The organism is Rudaea sp. (genome assembly GCF_047601565.1).
GTDB lineage: Bacteria > Pseudomonadota > Gammaproteobacteria > Xanthomonadales > Rhodanobacteraceae > Rudaea.
On the sequence record NZ_JASGIY010000002.1, the window covers coordinates 115064 to 131262 of the forward strand.

At 64.1% G+C, this 16199-nt stretch carries 13 protein-coding genes and 1 pseudogene; all 14 read left to right on the top strand.

Annotation, left to right across the window (positions count from 1 at the left end):
* The first annotated feature begins 69 nt into the window (after positions 1-69).
* Entirely contained in the window at positions 70-1440 is a 1371-nt protein-coding gene (gene miaB / locus QM741_RS18770) for a tRNA (N6-isopentenyl adenosine(37)-C2)-methylthiotransferase MiaB (RefSeq protein ID WP_415209266.1), read from the top strand.
* Between the two features lie 159 nt (positions 1441-1599).
* Positions 1600-3045: an ATP-binding protein gene (locus QM741_RS18775; protein ID WP_415209267.1), complete on the top strand. Its 1446-nt coding sequence runs from the start codon at positions 1600-1602 to the stop codon at positions 3043-3045.
* Positions 3042-4730 carry a site-specific DNA-methyltransferase gene (locus QM741_RS18780; RefSeq protein WP_415209268.1) on the top strand — a complete coding sequence of 563 codons (1689 nt, stop codon included), beginning with the start codon at positions 3042-3044 and terminating at the stop codon, positions 4728-4730. Before QM741_RS18775 ends, QM741_RS18780 begins: the two co-directional genes overlap by 4 nt.
* Positions 4721-7342, top strand: a complete 2622-nt coding sequence (locus tag QM741_RS18785; RefSeq protein WP_415209269.1) for a DEAD/DEAH box helicase — start codon at positions 4721-4723, stop codon at positions 7340-7342. Before QM741_RS18780 ends, QM741_RS18785 begins: the two co-directional genes overlap by 10 nt.
* 22 nt (positions 7343-7364) lie before the next feature.
* Positions 7365-7521: pseudogene (locus tag QM741_RS18790) on the top strand (phosphate starvation-inducible protein PhoH); the annotation flags it as partial.
* Positions 7522-7697: 176 nt separating this feature from the next.
* The gene (locus tag QM741_RS18795) at positions 7698-8426 is read left to right on the top strand and encodes a PhoH family protein (RefSeq protein ID WP_415209311.1); all 729 of its coding nucleotides are present in this window, start codon (positions 7698-7700) and stop codon (positions 8424-8426) included.
* Complete coding sequence (gene ybeY, locus QM741_RS18800; protein WP_415209270.1) at positions 8426-8890, top strand: rRNA maturation RNase YbeY; 465 nt, start codon at positions 8426-8428, stop codon at positions 8888-8890. Before QM741_RS18795 ends, ybeY begins: the two co-directional genes overlap by 1 nt.
* 83 nt (positions 8891-8973) lie before the next feature.
* Positions 8974-9822, top strand: a complete 849-nt coding sequence (locus tag QM741_RS18805; protein WP_415209271.1) for an HlyC/CorC family transporter — start codon at positions 8974-8976, stop codon at positions 9820-9822.
* Positions 9815-11086: a DUF4105 domain-containing protein gene (locus tag QM741_RS18810; RefSeq protein WP_415209272.1), complete on the top strand. Its 1272-nt coding sequence runs from the start codon at positions 9815-9817 to the stop codon at positions 11084-11086. Before QM741_RS18805 ends, QM741_RS18810 begins: the two co-directional genes overlap by 8 nt.
* A 156-nt stretch (positions 11087-11242) precedes the next feature.
* Entirely contained in the window at positions 11243-12211 is a 969-nt protein-coding gene (corA, locus tag QM741_RS18815; protein ID WP_415209312.1) for a magnesium/cobalt transporter CorA, read from the top strand.
* Between the two features lie 72 nt (positions 12212-12283).
* Positions 12284-14347 carry a carbon starvation CstA family protein gene (locus tag QM741_RS18820; RefSeq protein WP_415209273.1) on the top strand — a complete coding sequence of 688 codons (2064 nt, stop codon included), beginning with the start codon at positions 12284-12286 and terminating at the stop codon, positions 14345-14347.
* 49 nt (positions 14348-14396) lie between these two features.
* Positions 14397-14594, top strand: coding sequence for a YbdD/YjiX family protein (locus QM741_RS18825; protein ID WP_415209274.1), 198 nt, complete (start codon positions 14397-14399; stop codon positions 14592-14594).
* A gap of 80 nt (positions 14595-14674) precedes the next feature.
* The gene (gene lpxO, locus QM741_RS18830; RefSeq protein WP_415209275.1) at positions 14675-15574 is read left to right on the top strand and encodes a lipid A hydroxylase LpxO; all 900 of its coding nucleotides are present in this window, start codon (positions 14675-14677) and stop codon (positions 15572-15574) included.
* Positions 15575-15593: 19 nt separating this feature from the next.
* Entirely contained in the window at positions 15594-16196 is a 603-nt protein-coding gene (locus QM741_RS18835; RefSeq protein WP_415209276.1) for a DsbA family protein, read from the top strand.
* Positions 16197-16199: the final 3 nt, after the last annotated feature.

Genomic DNA, 16199 nt, shown 5'->3' on the forward strand with positions numbered 1-16199 from the left:
CCGCACATGCGGCGACGCCATTCCGGCCTTAGAATACGCGGTTCAAGAAAAATTCCCCATTCCGCGACCATGCCCGGCAAACTTTTCATCAAGACCCACGGCTGCCAGATGAACGAGTACGACTCGGCCAAGATGGTCGACGTGCTCGCCGCCTCGCACGGGCTCGAACTGACCCAGAACGAGGCCGAAGCCGACGTCATTCTCGTCAACACCTGCTCGATCCGCCAGAAGGCGCAGGAGAAGGTATTCTCGCAGCTCGGCCGTTGGCGCGAACTGAAGGCGAACAATCCGAATCTCGTCATTGGCGTCGGCGGCTGCGTCGCCAGCCAGGAGGGCGAGGCGATCGTCAAGCGCGCGCCCTACGTCGATCTCGTGTTCGGCCCGCAGACCCTGCACCGCCTGCCGCAGCTCATCGAAGCGCGGCGCGAGAGCAAAAAACCGCAGGTCGACATCTCGTTCCCCGAGATCGAGAAGTTCGACCACCTGCCCGCGCCGCGCAAGGAAGGCGTGACCGCATTCGTCTCGATCATGGAAGGCTGCTCCAAGTATTGTTCCTACTGCGTCGTGCCGTACACGCGCGGCGAGGAAATCAGCCGTCCGTTCGACGACGTGATCGCCGAAGTCGCGCAGCTCGCCGATCAGGGCGTGCGCGAGATCAACCTGCTCGGCCAGAACGTCAACGCCTACCGCGGCGCGATGCACGACGGCGCGTGCGAGCGCCTTGGCGCAAGCAGAGATGAGAACGTCGCCGATCTGGCGCTGCTGATCCACGCGATCGCCGAACTCGACGGCATCGGCCGCATCCGCTTCACCACCTCGCATCCGCTCGAGTTCTCCGACTCGCTGATCGAGGCCTACGCGAACGTGCCCAAGCTCGCCAACTACCTGCATCTGCCCGTGCAGTCCGGCTCCGATCGCGTGCTGAGCGCGATGAAACGTGGCTACACGGCGCTCGAGTTCAAGCAGAAAATCCGCAAGCTGCGCAAAGTGCGTCCGGACATTTCCGTGTCGAGCGATTTCATCGTCGGCTTTCCGGGCGAAACCGACCTGGAGTTCGAGCAGACGATGAAGCTGATCGGCGACGTCGGCTTCGACCAAAGTTTTTCCTTCATCTTCTCCAGACGCCCCGGCACGCCGGCCGCGAACCTGCCCGACGACACGAGCGATGCGGTCAAACACGCACGCCTCGAACGCCTGCAGGCGACGATCAACGCCAATGCAAAGGCGATTTCGCAGGCGATGATCGGCACGGTGCAGAACGTGCTCGTCGAAGGCCCGAGCAAAAAGAACCCGAAGGAAATGACCGGCCGCACCGAGAACATGCGCTACGTGAACTTCCCGGCAACGGCAAACCTCGTCGGTCAGTTCGTCGATGTGCAGATCACCGAGGCGATGAGCAATTCGCTGCGCGGGCGCGTAGCGGCACGCGTGGCAGCCTGAATCCCCATACCAGCGCTGCCCGCAGGCTCTGATGCACCATCGCAAATCGTCCGACGCAACGCTCCAACTGTTTGCCGGAAAAAGGAAAATCGCTCGCTGTCGAATTAAGGTATAATTTAACTACTTAATTTGACGAGTTGGCACTTCCGTAACGTGCTTATGGCGACCGATCTTCAGATTCCAACCCAGGAAGTCCAACGCAGGCTTGCTACCGACAATCCATGGTGGCGCGCGGGCGTGGGCATCGATTCCGAAGAGGCTGCATGGCCGCATCGCGCCTATTTTGCGCAGTTTGCCAAGCTCGCGACCCGCGTCGATGTCCGCCGCGCAGTCGTGCTGATCGGCCCGCGCCGGGTCGGCAAAACGGTAATGCTCAAGCAGCTTGTCGCCCGACTGCTCGATGATGGCGTGGCCGGGACGCGCATCCTGTTCCTGCCTCTGGATGCGCCGATCTACTCCGGCCGCAACCTGGAAAGCATGGTGCAAATGTTCACCGATCTGCACCGCCATCGCACGGATACGCCGTTGTGGGTTTTGTTCGACGAGGTGCAGTATTTCAAGGACTGGGAAGTTCACCTCAAATCCCTCGTCGATACCTATCCGCACATCCGTTTTGTCGCCAGCGGTTCCGCGGCCGCCGCGCTGCGCATGAAGAGCCGCGAATCCGGCGCCGGCCGTTTCACCGAATTCATCCTGCCGCCCTTGACGTTCGCGGAATACCTGCGCTTTGCCGGCGCGGAAGACAACCTGATACGCAACGCCGATTCCGTCTCGGACCACGCACCGAGCTATCTTGCCACCGACATCCATGCGCTGAACGTCGAGTTCATCAACTACCTCAACTACGGCGGCTTCCCGGAAGCCGTGATGAATCCGGTCGTGCGCGCCAATCCGGCCCGCTTTCTGCGACAAGACGTGGTCGACAAAGTATTGCTCAAAGACTTGCCGAGCCTTTACGGCATCGGCGACACCCAGGAGCTGAACCGCTTTTTCAACGTCCTCGCCTTCAATACCGGCAACGAACTGGGGCTCGAAAAACTGAGCAAGCACTCCGGCATCACCAAAGCGCGCCTCGGCGAATATCTCGAATATCTCGAAGCGGCCTACCTGATCCGCCGCGTGCACCGCATCGACGACAACGCGCAACGCATGCAGCGTGCGCGCACGTTCAAGGTCTATCTCACCAATCCCTCGATCCGTGCGGCCTTGTTCGGCATGGCGCAAGCCGACGACGAGGCCATGGGCAGCCTCGCCGAAACCGCCGTCTGGGCGCAATGGCTGCACAGCGCCGACGTCAGCCGCTCGCTGCACTACGCGCGCTGGAAGGCTGGCCGCCAGGACCTGGAAGTCGATATCGTCTCGCTCGACAGCCGCACGCAAAAACCCAGGTTCGCCGTCGAAATAAAATGGTCCGATCGTGCTGCGGACACGCCCGGCGAACTGCGCGGTCTGTGCGAACTGGCGCGCGGGCACGAGCTGGCGCGCACGCCTCTCGTAACCACGCGCACGCATTCGGGCCACATCGATGTCGCCGGCCAGCGCATCGAATTCATGCCGGTGGCGCTGCATTGCTATACCATCGCGCGCAATCTGCTGCGCCATTGATCGATCGCGCTCCAGACCCTGACAGCCTTACCGTTCGGAAACAAAACCATACCATGCCGGTATTGAACTGGATCGGAAAAGCCGCCGTGGTCAAGCACCACAAGGACGTGCCCACTCGATTGCTCGAACCCGTGGCCGAGCTGTCCTGCGGCGCGACGGACAGCGGCAACCTGATCGTGCAGGGCGACAATCTGCAGGCGCTGAAGGCGCTGCTGCCGCGCTATGCCGGGCAGGTGAAGTGCATCTACATCGATCCGCCCTACAACACCGGCAACGAAGGCTGGGCCTACAACGACAACGTCAACAGCCCGGAAATCCGCAAGTGGCTGGGCGAAGTCGTCGGCAAGGAAGGCGAGACGCTCGACCGCCACGACCGCTGGCTGTGCATGATGTATCCGCGGCTGGTGTTGTTGAAGCAGTTTTTGCGTGAAGATGGTTCTATCTGGATATCCATGGATGAGTCCGAGATTGCGCACCTTCGCATTCTCATGGACGAAATATTTGGCCGTCACCGTTTCGTTGCATGCAATGCATGGCAGAAGCGCTATTCGCGCGAGAATCGCGGAGCGATCGGCGATGTGCACGAATACGTGCTCGTGTACGCGATGAACAAGGATCTTTTTCAGGAGACGCGGAATCGGGTTCCCATCGACGAGAGGCAGGCAGCCGTTTACAAGAATCCGAACAACGATCCGAAAGGGCGATGGCGCGGCATTCCGATGACAGCGCAAGGGTTTCGGCCCAATCAGATGTATGAAATCGAAACCCCATCGGGCAAGCGGATAAAGCCTCCAGAAGGCCGCTGTTGGTCAACTATCGAAAGCGAATTTTTGAAGCTGAAAGCGGCAGGCCGAATCTATTTCGGCAAAGATGGATCGGCGCAACCAAATGTCATTCGCTATTTATCTGAAGTCGAAGGCTTCGTGCCTTGGACATGGTGGCCCCATGAGGAAGTCGGGCACACGGATGAGTCACGCAAGGAAGTGCAGGATATTTTCGGCACGCAGACGGCATTCGATACTCCCAAACCGACACGTTTGCTTCAACGCATCCTGCAAATCGCGACCGACAAAGACTCGCTGATCCTCGACAGCTTCGCCGGCTCCGGCAGCACCGCCCACGCCGTGCTGAAACAGAACGCCGAAGACGGCGGCCACCGCCCCTTTATCCTCGTCGAAATGGACGAAGGCATCGCGCGCAATGTGACTGCCGAGCGCGTGCGCCGCGTCGCCCAGGGCTACACCAATGCGAAGGGCGAGAAGGTCGCGGGCCTCGGCAGCGGCTTCCAGTTCTGCCGCCTTTCCGCCGAACCGCTGTTCACCGCCGATGGCCGCATCCGCACCGATGTGCGCTTCGTCGAATTGGCCGAATACGTCTGGTTCGCCGAAACCGGCGCGGGGCGCGTGCCGCCCAAGCGCAGTGCCGCCAAATCGCCGCTGCTCGGCGTCGTCAATGGCACGGCGGTGTTCCTGCTCTACAACGGCATCCTCGCCGACCGCAGCGACGCGGGCGGCAACGTGCTCAACGGCCGCACGCTGGACGTGCTGCGCGAAATCGCCGGCGACTTCGCCGGGCCGTGGGTGGTCTACGCCGCGCGCACGCGCTTCGACAAGACGCGGCTCAACCAGCTCGGCATCGCGTTCAAGCAATTGCCCTACGAACTCGCGGTGAAATCATGGTCCTGAAGGATTACCAGGAACGATTGCTCGATGCGCTGGAGGCGTTTCTCGCGCGCACGCGCGAGCTGGGCGATCCCGCGCCCGCGTTCGCCGATAGCACCCTCGAAGGTTACGGGCATGCCCTGCCCTATCGCGCGTTGCCCGGCGCGACGGATGTGCCTTATGTGTGCCTGCGCGTGCCGACCGGCGGCGGCAAGACGCGCCTCGGCGCGCAGGCGATCGCGCGCGTGCGCAAGGCGTTTCTCGCGAGCGACACGCCACTGGTGCTGTGGCTGGTGCCGTCGGAGCCGATCCGCGAGCAGACCTTGCACGTGTTGAAGACGCCGGGCGAACTGCTGCGCGAGGACTTGTGCGTGCTGTTCGGGCCGGTGAACGTGCTCGGCATCGACGAGGCGCTGGCGGTGCAGCCGGCGACGCTCGACACCGCGCCGACGATCCTCGTCGCGACGATGCAGTCGTTCAAGCGCGAGGGTGCCGAAGGCCTGCGCGTGAACCGGCAGAACGGCGCGCTGATGGCGCACTTCACCGACATCCCGGTGGAATTGCGCGGCGAGGGTTCATTGGTCGACGCGATCCGCCTGCGCCATCCGTTCGTGATCGTGGACGAGGCACACAACCAGGGTTCGCAGCTCGCGGTGGAGACGCTGGTACGGCTCGGGCCGTCGTGCGTGCTCGAACTGACGGCGACGCCGGATCGCGTGAACACGCCGTCCAATGTGCTGCGCAGCGTATCCGCCGCGACGCTGCAGGCCGAGGATATGCTCAAGCTGCCGCTGGAACTTGCCACACATGCCGAGTGGAAGGTGACGCTGACCGAAGCGATCTCGCGCCTGCGCGCGCTCGAGCGCGACGCACAAACCGAAGCGGCGGCAACGGGCGAAGTCATCGCGCCGATCGTGATGCTGATCCAGGCCGAGCGGCGCAGCGCGACGGCGCAGACCTTCACGCCGGACGTGGTAAAGAAACATCTGATCGAGGATTTCCAGATTCCCGCGGAATCGATCGCGATCGCCACGGGCGAACTCGACGAACTGAGCGGCAAGCGTCTCGGCGATGCGCACTATCCACAGTTCATCATCACCGTCGACAAGCTGCGCGAAGGATGGGACTGCCCGAACGCCTACGTGCTGTTCACGTTCCGCAACACGACCTCGGCCACGGCGGTGGAGCAGGTGCTCGGGCGCGTGCTGCGCATGCCGAACGTGCGGCGCAAGCAGCACGAAACGCTCAATCGCAGCTACGCCTATGTCGTGTCCGACCAGCTTGCCGCGACCGTACAAGGCCTGCGCGACGGGCTCGTGCAGAGCGGCTTCGAGCGGCTCGATACGAAGGAATTGATCCGGATTCCGGGCGACGCCGTCGTTGCCGGCAACCTGTTCACGCAAGACATCACCGTGCCCCTGCCCGAAGTGGACAAGAAATTGCTGGAACCGGATCGCGACGCGATCGCCGCGCTGCCCGCCGCATTGCGCAATCGCATCGAGGTGTCGCCGGAGAGTGGCACGTTGACGATTCGCGGTGTGGTGACCCCGCAGGAAGTGCAGAAAGTCGCCGCGATGTTCCGCAAGCCCGAAGCAGCACAGGCGATGCGAGAAGGACTGGATACCGCGCTTGCGGCACGCATCGCACCGGCCCGACCCGCACCGACGCCGGCGGAGCGCGGAGTCGAAGCGCGCATTCCACAGCTCGAATTGAAGCAAGGCAGCTTCTTCGAGGTTTTCCGCGAGGCGGCTTTGCTCGACGCCGATTGGGAAATCGATTCGTTCGACCCGGCGCTGACCGAGGGCGAATTCGCTCACGATCTCGAAGCGCTGCGGCGCGCGCAGCTTTCCATCTCGCAACTCGAGACGGTGACCTGCGATGTCTACGACAAGCTCGACAGCCAACTGAGTTTGTTCGGCATCGAGGACGGATGGGATCGCGCGGAACTGGTCGGCTGGCTCGACCGCAATGTCGCTTTCCCCTATGCCGATCGCGATCAAAAAGTCGCGTGGATCAACGCGGTCGTGAGCTGGCTCGTGACGGAGCGCACGCCTCCGTTCAACGTGGCGGAACTGGCCTACCGCAAGTTCCGCCTGCGCGCGGCCGTCGAACGCAAGCTCGCCGCCGGATTGCGCGAAGCCAAGCAACGTGAGTTCGATCAGTTGTTGCGCGACGAATCGCGTTTCGAGACGCGCAACGAGCACGCTATCGTGTTGCGCCAGGGCGCGTACGCCTACGACACGCCGTATGCGGGTTTGATTCCACTGAAACGGCATTTCTTCCCGGTGATCGGCAATCTCAAGCCGAGGGGCGAGGAGTTCGAGTGCGCCGAGTTCATCGCCAACACGCTCGAAGGAATGGCCTGGTGGGTGCGCAACGTGGAGAAAAAGCCCGGCTCGTTTTCGCTGCAGACTTCGTCCGACCGCTTCTATCCCGATTTTCTGATTGGCCTGGAAAACGGCGGCATCGTGGCGGCCGAATACAAGGGCAGTCACCTCGCGGACGGTCGCGACAGCACCGAAAAGAAGCAACTCGGCGGGTTGTGGGAGCGACGCGGAAAAAATTGTGCGTTTGCTTGGGTCGAAAACCGAAATTGGTCGGCGATCCGGGATGCGGTTACTCGCTGCAGTCGATGACTTTTTAGTACGCAGATACCGTATGAGCGCACCCGTCCATCACAATCTTGCCCTCGAACCGAACGACGGCGAACGCCTGGCCAATCTCGCCGGTCCGTTCGACCAGCATCTGCGCCAGATCGAGTTGCGCTGCGGCGTCGAGATCGCCAACCGCGGCAACGTGTTCCGCATCAGCGGCGCCGCCTCGAAGGTGAAACTCGCCGAGCGCGTGCTGCGCGACCTGTTCGAGGCGACCGCGGGCGAAGCGCTCGACGGCGCGCAGGTGGCGCTGCGCCTGTCCGAGTCGGGCCTGGAATCCTCCGAAGGCAAAGATTTCGAGGCGCAGGAAGTCGCGATCAAGGTCAAGCGCGGCACCGTGCGCGGACGCGGCGCGAACCAGCAGAAATACCTGCACGCGATCGCGCGCCACGACATCAACTTCGGCGTCGGCCCGGCCGGCACCGGCAAGACCTGGCTCGCCGTGGCGATGGCGGTCGATGCGCTCAACGATTCGCGCGTGCAGCGCCTCGTGCTCGTGCGCCCCGCGGTCGAGGCCGGCGAGAAGCTCGGCTTCCTGCCGGGCGACCTGACCCAGAAGGTCGATCCCTACCTGCGTCCGTTGTACGACGCGCTCTACGAGATGCTCGGCGTCGACCGCGTCGGCAAGCTGATCGAGCGCAACGTGATCGAGATCGCGCCGCTGGCGTACATGCGCGGGCGCACGCTCAACGATTCGTTCGTCATTCTCGACGAAGCGCAGAACACGACGGTCGAGCAGATGAAGATGTTCCTCACGCGCATCGGCTTCGGTTCGGTCGCGGTCGTCACCGGCGACCTGACCCAAGTCGACCTACCCAAGCAAGTAAAGAGCGGCCTGCGCGACGCGGTCGAGGTGCTCGGCAAGGTCGAGGGCATCAGCATGACCTTCTTCGAGGCCAGGGACGTCGTGCGCCATCCGCTCGTGCAGCGCATCGTGCGCGCGTACGAAAGCCGGGAATCGGGAATCGGCGGTCACGAATCGGAAAACGGCGATGCTGCCGCTGCCGCGACGCGCAACGCCGAACGCAACACGCGGAAAAAGCATCCGCAGGCAGCGGTTGGGTGATGGGCGCCGTGCGCGCTTCGGTTTCGGTCAGCTATGCTTTGCCACGCCGGGGCCTGCCCTCGCCCGCGTCGTTTCGATCCTGGGTGGACGCCGCGCTGACCGGCGCAGGCCGGCGAACGCCGGCCGAGCTGTCGATCCGCCTCGTCAATGCCGATGAGGGCCGCGAATTCAACCACCGCTACCGCAGCCGCGACTATGCCACCAACGTGCTGTCGTTCCCGGCCGAGTTGCCGGCCAGCGTGAAGCTGCCGCTGCTCGGCGACCTCGTGATCTGCGCCGCAGTGGTCGGGCGCGAGGCAGCCGAACAGGGCAAGGCACCGCGCGATCACTACGCGCACCTTACCGTTCACGGCGTCCTGCACCTGCTCGGCCACGATCACGAGAACGAGACCGATGCGCGGAAAATGGAAGGGTTGGAGCGGCGCATCCTTGCCGGACTCGGCATCGAAGATCCGTATAACTGATTGAATCAAAAAGATTTATAAACCCGGCGTCGACTTTCCGGTATACTGAAAAGCCGCCCGTGACGGGCTTTGCACGCAGAGAAATGAACGACGATCCTCCGAATTCGGTCCCGCCGCGATCCTGGCTGGACCGGATCAGCCAGTTGGTCTCTGGCGAACCGCGCAACATCGAAGAATTGCTCGAGGAGTTGCGTCATGCGCAGGCGAACGGCCTGCTTTCCAACGACACCCTGTCGATGGTCGAAGGCGCCATCGAAGTGGCCGACCAGCAGGTCGGCGACGTCATGGTGCCGCGCGCGCAGATGGTCGTGCTGCCGGTCGAGGCGCCGTTCGACGAAATCCTGCGCCGCGTGATCGAGTCGGGGCATTCGCGCTTCCCCGTGCACGGCGAGGACGCCGACGAGATCGTCGGCATCCTGCTGGCCAAGGACCTGCTCAGGATTTTCGCCAATGGCGCCGCGCCGCGCGACATCCGCCCGCTGCTGCGCCCCGTGGCGATGATTCCCGAATCAAAGCGGCTCGACATCCTGCTCAAGGAATTCCGCCTTTCGCGCAACCACATGGCGATCGTGATGGACGAATACGGCGGCGTCGCCGGCCTGATCACGATCGAGGACGTGCTCGAGGAAATCGTCGGCGAGATCGACGACGAGCACGACGAGGAAGACCCGGCGCGCAACAAGCTGATCCAGGCGCAGCCCGACGGCCGTTTCCTCGTCAACGCGCTGACTCCGATCGCCGACTTCAACGAGCGCCTCGGCAGCCATTTCTCCGACGACGAATTCGACACGATCGGCGGCATGGTCACGAGCGAGTTCGGCCACCTGCCCGAGACGGGCGAGGAAGTCGACTTCGGCGGGTTTCATTTCCACGTCACCCGCGCCGACGACCGCCGCGTGCTGCAGTTCGCCGTGCGGCCGCTCGATGCCTGACCGCATCGTTGCGCTGTTCCGCGGATGGCAGCGCGCGATCGGCGCACTGTCCTGCTGCCTGCTGATCTGCCCGGCCTTCGCGCAAACCGCCGCGGGCGACTCCGCCGAACGCGGTTCCGAACTCACGGTCGCGCTGATCACCTTCGGCCCCGGCGAGGAAGTCTGGGAACGCTTCGGCCACAACGCGATCGAGATCCGCGACGCCGCAACCGGCGCGGCACGCGTGTACAACTACGGCATGTTCGACTTCGCGCAGAAGAATTTCTTCCTCGACTTCGCGCGCGGCCGCATGATGTATCGCATCGCGGTCGGCGACCCGGCCGAGGAATACCCGGTCTACGTCGAGGAAGGCCGCTGGATCGTACGCCAGGAACTGAACCTGGTCCCCGCGCAACGCGCAAAACTCGCCGAGTACCTCGAATGGAACGCGCGTCCCGAAAACGCGCAATACCGCTACGACTACTTCCGCGCCAACTGCTCCACGCGCGTGCGCGACGCGCTCGACGAAGCGCTCGGCGGCGCGATCAAAGCCCAGCTCATTTCGCCCTCGCGCGGCTTCACCTACCGCATGGACGCCGTCCGGCTCATGCGCCCCGTCACGGCGCTGATGCTCGGCATCGATGCCGGGCTCGGCCCGTATTCCGACCAGCGTCTGTCGTACTGGGACGAGAGTTTCGTGCCGACGGAGCTCATGCGTCACGCGCGCGAAATCAGCGTGCGCGACGCCAACGGCCGGACGGTTGCGCTGGTCGCGAACGAGACGCTGCTAAACACGGGCCATCTGCCCGATCCGCAGGAATTTCCGCCGCGCTGGACATGGGGCGCGCTCGTATCGGGAATCCTCGCCGCGCTGATCTTGCCCGGTCTGGCGCGCGCGCGCGCGAACGCGGCGGCGCGCATCGTGTTTGCGACGGGCGCGAGCGCGATCGCCCTCGTCTGCGGCATCGGCGGCCTCGTTCTCGTCGGTCTGTGGGCGTTCACCGAGCACGTCTCCGCCTGGCGCAACGAAAACATCCTGCTGCTCAACCCGCTGTGCCTGCTGCTGCTGCCGGCATGGCTCGGCGCGTTTCGCCGACGCTGGCGACCTTCGCGCTTCGCCCGGCGCATGGCCGCATCCGTCGCGTTCTGCGCCATCCTCGCCTGGTTCGTGAAAATCCTGCCGGGCTTCGTGCAGGACAATTATTTCTGGATCGCATTGCTGCTACCGATGCACTTCGGGTCGGCGCTGGCCACGACGTTCGCCTCGGCCCGCGAGCGATTGTAGATAAACCTCCACCCGCCGCGATTGCGACCGTCGTCGTCCTTCCGGCATGATGCGCGGGTTCACGACCACGGCGATAGAATCATGGACATGCCGGTTCAACCCAGCGCCCAAATCAATGCTCCCGCAGCCACCTCGCCGGCCGCGTCCGCGATGCCGATGCTGGTCAATTGCATTGCCTACGGCAAGGACGGGCGCAAGCTGCGCGACGTCGCGCTCGACGACATCAGCGACGTGCTGCAATACGCCGACCAGTTCATCTGGGTCGGCCTGCACGAGCCCGACGAAGCGCTGCTCGGCAAGCTGCAGGAAGAGTTCGGCCTGCACGACCTCGCCATCGAGGACGCGCACTGCGCGCACCAGCGGCCCAAGATCGAAATCTACGGCGACGTGCTGTTCGTCGTGCTGCACACCGCCCAGGTGGTGAACGGCAAGATCGAGTTCGGCGAGACGCACATCTTCCTCGGCAAGAATTTCCTGCTCACGGTGCGCCATGGCGCCTCGCTGTCGTACGCCGCGCCGCGCAAGGCCTGCGAGCAGACGCCGGAACTGATGGCGCTGGGGCCGAGCTACGCGATGTACGCGGTGCTCGACTTCATCGTCGACAATTTCATGCCGATCGTGTCGACGTTCAAGGAAGATTTGCACGAACTCGAGAAGGAAATCTTCGAGGACACGTTCAAGCGCGAGGTGATCGAGCGCCTCTACCTGCTCAAGCGCGAACTCGTCACCCTGCGCCTGGCGGTATCGCCGATGCAGGACATCCTCAACCAGCTCTCGCGCTTCCACGGCCGCCAGATCGACGACGAGGTGCGTCCGTACCTGCGCGACGTGTACGACCACGCCACGCGCATCAGCGACGCGACCAACACGATGGGCGAACTGCTCACCGCGGCGATGAACGTCAACCTCGCGATGGTCAGCGTCGCCCAGAACGAAGTGGTCAAGCGCCTCGCCGGCTGGGCCGGCCTGCTCGCCGCGCCGACGCTGATCGCGAGCTGGTACGGCATGAACTTCCACAACATGCCCGAACTTTCCACCGACTACGGCTACTACATCCTGATCGGCGCGACGGCGGCGATCTGCGTCGGCCTCTACGTCGTCCTCAGGCGCGCGAAGTGGCTGTAGTTTTTTCTTGACGCGCCGGCGGCGTTGCAGGACAGTGGCGGCATAACAAAACCTTGGCCTCGGGAGGGCGGGATGAACGGCATCGTGGGCAAACTGGTGTGGGCGGCGATCGCGATTGCAGGTGCGATATGTCTGGGGGTCGTCGCGCTGAGCCGCGGCGAATCGGTCAATGCGATCTGGCTGGTCGCCGCATCGCTCGCGGTGTTCGCGATCGCCTACCGCTTCTATTCGAAATTCATCGCCGACAAGGTGCTCGGCCTCGACCCGACGCGCGCCACGCCCGCACGACTGCGCAACGACGGCCTCGACTACGTGCCGACCGACAAGTGGATCGTTTACGGCCACCACTTCGCCGCGATCGCCGGCGCCGGCCCGCTCGTCGGCCCGGTGCTCGCCGCGCAGATGGGTTACCTGCCCGGCACGCTGTGGATCCTCGCCGGCGTCGTCCTCGCCGGGGCGGTGCAGGACTTCATGATCCTCGGCCTCTCGGTGCGCCGCGACGCGCGCTCGCTCGGCCACATGCTGCGCGCCGAGCTCGGCAACGCCGCCGGCGTGACCTGCATGATCGGCGTGCTCGTGCTGATGATGATCGTGCTCGCCGTGCTCGCCCTCGTCGTCGTGAAGGCGCTCGCGATCAGCCCGTGGGGCACGTTCACCGTCGCCTGCACGATTCCGATTGCGCTGTTCATGGGCATCTACCTGCGCTTCCTGCGTCCGGGACGCGTACTCGAAGTTTCGATCATCGGCCTCGTGCTGCTGCTCGTGTCGATCTGGCTCGGCGGCGTGGTCGCGGCCGACCCGACGTGGGCGAAGTACTTCACCTTCAGCGCCGCGCAGTTGGCCTGGCTCGTGATCGGCTACGGCTTCTTCGCCTCGGTGCTGCCGGTATGGCTGCTGCTCGCCCCACGCGATTATCTGTCGACCTTCCTCAAGATCGGCACGATCGCGCTGCTGGCGATCGCGATCTTCTTCTCGGCGCCTTATCTCCAGATGCCGGCGGTGACCAAGTTCATCGACGGTACCGGCCCGGTGTTCCAGGGCAATCTGTTCCCGTTCCTGTTCATCACGATCGCCTGCGGCGCGGTCTCGGGCTGGCACTCGATCATCTCCTCGGGTACGACGCCGAAGCTGCTGTCGAACGAGACCGAAGCGCGCATGGTCGGCTACGGCGGCATGCTGACCGAAGCGGCGGTCGCGATCATGGCGATCATCGCCGCGAGCGCGCTGCATCCGGGCGTCTACTTCGCGATGAACTCGCCGTCGGCGCTGATCGGCGGCGACGTGCAGAGCGCGGCGGCGGCGATCAGCCAGATGGGCTTCGTCGTCACCCCGGACCAGCTTGTCCAGACCGCGAAGGACATCGGCGAATCGACGATCCTCTCGCGCGCCGGCGGCGCGCCGACGCTCGCGGTCGGCATGGCGCAACTGCTGCACGGGATCATGCCGAGCGAAGGCATGATGGCATTCTGGTACCACTACGCGATCCTGTTCGAAGCGCTGTTCATCCTGACTACGGTCGATGCCGGCACGCGCGTCGGCCGCTTCATGATCCAGGAACTCGTCGGCCTTGCCGTGCCCGCACTGAAGAAAACCGAGTCGTGGGGCGCGAACATCGTCACCACGATCTTCTGCGTCGCGATCTGGGGTTATTTCCTCTACGCGGGCGCGACCGATCCGCTCGGCGGCATCAACACGCTGTGGCCGCTGTTCGGCATCGCCAACCAGATGCTCGCCGCGATCGCGCTGACCTTGTGTCTCGTCGTCGTCGTCAAGAAGAAGCTCGCACGCTACGCCTGGGTGCCGGGCATTCCGGCCGCGTGGCTCGTGATCTGCACGCTGAGCGCGGGCTGGGTGAAGTTGTTCGATCCGAAGATCAGCTTCCTCGCCGCCGCCAACAAATATTCCGACGGTATCGCGCAGGGCAAGCTGATCGCGCCGGCGAAGACGATGGAAGAAATGCAGCGCATAGCCACCAATAACACGATCGACGCGGTCCTGACCGGCCTGTTCATGGCCCTCGTCGTCGCCACCGTCGCCTTCGGCGTACGCGCGATCCTCAAGGCGAACGCGTCGGCACGACCGACGGTGAACGAGGAACCCTACGTCGCCCTGAGTTCATTGGTGCGCTCATCCTGACTATAAAGGCCAAAAAGCGGCCATCCATGGCCGCACTTCCCGAATGGGCATGAACCGGTCTTTGCAACAGTTCTGGCGCCGCGCCGTGCAAACGGCGCGGCTCGCGATCGGCGTGCCCGACTACGACACCTACGTGCTGCACCTGCGCCGTTTCCATCCCGAGCGCGCGGTTCCGAGCTACGAGGAATTCTTTCGCCAGCGCCAGGATGCGCGCTATCGCAACGGCGGCACGCGCGGGTGCTGCTAGCGCGGCTTCGATGGCGGCAGATTGCAATTCGGCCACTTAGGCCGCATTGTCCCCAGTTCGAATCGATCACCGTCTAGTCCATGAAGTGGTTCCTGATCGCCCTGTTCATCGTGCCCGCGATCTACGTGCATTTCCGCGGCCGCGTGCGCTACAACCCGTTCCGCCAGCTCGGCGACCATTCGACGATCTTCGCGCCGCTGAACCTGTTCATGTACGCGTTCTCGCGCGTGCACGCGAATCCGTACCTGCCCGCGTCCGAGCTCGCCGGCATGGACAAGCTGCGCGCGCACTGGAAGGAAATCCGCGACGAGGCCCTTGCCCTGCGCGCCGCGCACGAGATCAAGGCCTCGAACCAGTACAACGACGTCGGCTTCAACTCGTTCTTCCGCTTCGGCTGGAAGCGGTTCTACCTCAAGTGGTACGACGACGCGCATCCTTCCGCGGTGAAGCTGTGCCCGCTGACCACGCAATTGCTCAAGGAACTCCCCCAGGTGAAGGCCGCGATGTTCGCCGAGCTGCCGTCCGGCGCGCGCCTGATGAAGCATCGCGATCCCTACGCCGGTTCGCTGCGCTACCACCTGGGCCTGGTCACGCCCAACGACGACGGCTGCTGGATCGACGTCGACGGCCGGCGCTACAGCTGGCGCGACGGCGAGGACGTGGTGTTCGACGAAACCTACATCCATCACGCCAAGAACGAGACGCAGACCGATCGCATCATCCTGTTCTGCGACGTCGAGCGGCCGATGAAATACGGCTGGACGCAGAAGGTCAATGACTGGTTCGGCCGCCATCTCGTGCGCGCGGCGAGTTCGCCGAACGAAGAAGGCGACGCCACCGGCGGCCTCAACCGCGTGTTCAAGTATTTCTACGCCGTGCGCCTCAAGGGCAAGGCGCTCAAGGAAAGCAACAAGCGCCTGTACTACGCGATCAAATGGTCGATCGGCCTCGCCGTGCTCGCATTGATCATCTGGCTGTGAATCCTGCGGAGACGAGAACATGACGGCACTGCGCGTGGACATCTGGTCGGACTTCGTCTGCCCGTTCTGCTACATCGGCGCGCTGCGCCTCGGGCAGCTCGCCGCGCAGCGCCCGCTCGACCTGCACTGGCACGCGTTCCAGTTGCGTCCCGCCGGCGCGCCGCCGATGGATGCGGCCAAGCGCAAGACGATCGCCGAACACACTCCGCGGCTCTCCGCGCAAATGCGCGAGGAGTTCGGCCTCGACATCGACCGCGGCCCGCTCGACATCGATACGCGCGCCGCGCATCGCCTGTTCGCGGCGGCACATGCCGCCGGCAAGGGCGCGGAGACCCACGATGCGCTGTTCCGCGCGTACTGGCTGCACGGCAAGGACATTTCCGATCCGGAAACGCTTGCCGCAATTGCGACGGCGAACGGTTTCGACGGCAGCGCCGCGATTTCCGGCCGCGACGCCGCGAGCGAGGAATCCGTCGCCGCCGATGTCGCCCAGGCGGCGCAGTACGGCTTCCAGGGCGTGCCGGCGATCGTGTTCGGGCAAAAGTACTACGTCAGCGGCGCGCAACCGCTCGCCGTACTCGCGCAGGCAGCACAACAGGCCGCTGCGGAAAGCGCCGCCTGAACC